Genomic DNA, 2,504 nt, shown 5'->3' on the forward strand with positions numbered 1-2,504 from the left:
CTGCATGGATCGACAAACAGAAACGCGAAGCAACCGCGTAATGAGTCCTCTGATCCGATTAGTGCTATTCCATCAGTTGCGCCATGCAATGTGATGCCGCCATCCATGCCTGCATCACCATCAACGTCAAGGAAGTAGTCGGGTTCGAATGACATGCGGGACAGAAAACGCTCAAGATCACCCGTGGACGGGGCAACGACACGTTCCTCTCGGTCTCGCAATAACATTGAGAACATAGTCAGCACATCTAATCGCTAACGCCACCATTCCTGAAAATTGACCACCGGACTTCCGTTGCATACGAGGGTTACCCATCATCGCGCCACCAGTCCGGGTCGCCGTCTGGATGAGACACAAAGAACGTATGGTAACACACAGGGCACTGCCCGCGGTCACCAACAGAATGAAACGTTGCACCACATTTCGGACAAAATCGATCTCGCCCAGCCCATCTACGTTCAGCATCCGCCGTTGCCTGTCGCATCTTCGCGTCGTCAGCCACGAGTTTGTCAAACAGTTGAGTTTGTTCCGCAAATTCAACCGCAGCGATCCAATCTGGATCGTGCAGTACATCGAGCAATGATTTTGGATAGACGCCCGGACGCTCGATGGAACGGTAGTTGTAGGATTTCGTACGTGCGAGGCGATCGTGCCACGCCTTGAGGTCAAAACAGAAATCCTGGTGTGTCAATTCGACAAGGCGTTGCCGCCCGCGGGTGATTCCCTCAGCCAAAGTGTCGTACGTGAGCATTGGAAGCGCACCGTGCGTCATCAGAAACATGGCGGCTTGCGACGGTGTGTACCTCATACCAAGGGAAGCACTTCAGTCGGGGCCAGCGGATTTGTCTGGTGTGAAGTATAGCCGCAGTTCAGCTCGGTCGTCGACCAACAGGTCAACTGTGCCGGCAGTCATATCCCAATTGGCATTGCAGCGTCCACGCATTACCGGTGTTTTTTCAGTTGGTGCCACGCGAACGGAAATCGATCGGATGGGGCGTGTTGAGTTTTTGGAAAACAATTCTACGGTGTATTTCCCACCGCGGGCGTCGCTAAGTCTCGAACAAGTACTAAGGCGGAATCTGCCGTCAGGCGAATCAAATGTTGAACCGCCGCTGATGGGAACAAGCGATAGCAGCACCGGAACGGATGCGAGCAAAACAACGGTTACTAAAAGGAACCAGCGGAAACGGTTCATAGCCGATCATTCGCCATGGGTTGTGCGTTCATCATGCTAATGTCCCTTCCGTCGAATAACACCGGTGGTCGCCACGTCGGTACGAGTAACATGATCTCAAATACAAATTAAATTCGCCGACCGCGAAGCACCACCTGGTTCGAGCGTCCGCTCACGACGACGGCCCATGCCCTCGTCGCTGATCGCCAATGTACTCGATCGGAATCGCAGGGGAAATCCACTGCCCCAATCAGCAGTCGGCCATTCAGCCGTCGGTTTGTCTTGGATCGCACTCGTACTCAGCACCGCGGTACTCGTGCTCGAATCGACAGGCGTCGGTCAATCGCAGCCGACGGATGCTTTGAAGCATTGATAGGGCGTCCAATATGGCAGGAAAATGTTGGCAGGAAGATGATGAGATTTTCCTGCCAACATTTTCCTGCCATCTAGCGTCACCACAAGAGCCACCGGAGTCGTTCAATAGACGAATGCTATCGAAAGAAGCCGGCGAACGGTAACCGTCACCGGGTGGCGACGAAAGATTGTTAATTTCGAATCCGGCCGCAAGCCCCGCTCCGTGTGCATGCCATGCAGATCCGTGGCATGCGATTGCAGATGCGTTGTCACGGTAAATCTTCCGGAACCAAGTCACCAATCAATTCATCACGTGGAGAACGATACCAAACTATGAGTTCGTAGATGCCGCTGCAAGAGAATACCAGTTTGCCGAGAAGTGAAACCGAGAAACCAGTCGCGGCGAATGATATTGCAATCCCGGTCAACGCAATTAGAAAGTAGATGATGAGCGGAATTGCCGCCCAGCGCTGTTGGAACCAAGTAAGCGCAGCGAACAGCCCAACCGAAAGCCAGAAAACGCCAAATCCACTTGAGCCGTCAACAAACGATCCGTAGGCAACAACGGGTGCGAAGAGTGCAAGCAGCGGAGTGAACCACCCGATGCCCCATCCAGGAAAGCGAAATGTCATGTACGTAAACGTCGTGTTGTAGACAGCAAGGATTTCAGTCGAATAACATCGGTGGTCACCGCGTCGGCACGAGTGACATGATCTCAAATACAAATTAAATTCGCCGACCGCGATACACCACCTAGTTCGAGCGTCCGCTCATGACGACGGTCCATGCCCTCGTCGCTGATCGCCAATGTACTCGATCGGAATCGCCAGGGGAAATCCAGTGCCTCAAATGATTGGTAACAAAATCCTAACGACGAACTTATTGCCGAACCGTTCATAATGGGCAGGAAAATAAGGAAAACAGGATCATTCGCGGCATCCGATCTTCCTGCCCTCATCATTTTCCTGTCAGAAAC

Annotated in this window: 4 protein-coding genes; all 4 read right to left on the reverse strand. The window is 52.8% G+C overall.

Annotation, left to right across the window (positions count from 1 at the left end; translation table 11 throughout):
* On the reverse strand, positions 1 to 236 hold a 236-nt coding region (locus RMSM_RS42285; protein WP_236621978.1), incomplete at its 3' end, for a hypothetical protein.
* A gap of 71 nt (positions 237 to 307) precedes the next feature.
* Positions 308 to 781, reverse strand: a complete 474-nt coding sequence (locus tag RMSM_RS03010; RefSeq protein ID WP_144057334.1) for an NAD(+) diphosphatase — start codon at positions 779 to 781, stop codon at positions 308 to 310.
* Between the two features lie 42 nt (positions 782 to 823).
* Positions 824 to 970: a hypothetical protein gene (locus RMSM_RS40610; RefSeq protein WP_160168212.1), complete on the reverse strand. Its 147-nt coding sequence runs from the start codon at positions 968 to 970 to the stop codon at positions 824 to 826.
* Between the two features lie 827 nt (positions 971 to 1,797).
* Positions 1,798 to 2,160, reverse strand: coding sequence for a hypothetical protein (locus RMSM_RS03025; RefSeq protein ID WP_008691382.1), 363 nt, complete (start codon positions 2,158 to 2,160; stop codon positions 1,798 to 1,800).
* Positions 2,161 to 2,504: the final 344 nt, after the last annotated feature.

The sequence above is a fragment of the Rhodopirellula maiorica SM1 genome, assembly GCF_000346295.1.
Taxonomy (GTDB): domain Bacteria; phylum Planctomycetota; class Planctomycetia; order Pirellulales; family Pirellulaceae; genus Novipirellula; species Novipirellula maiorica.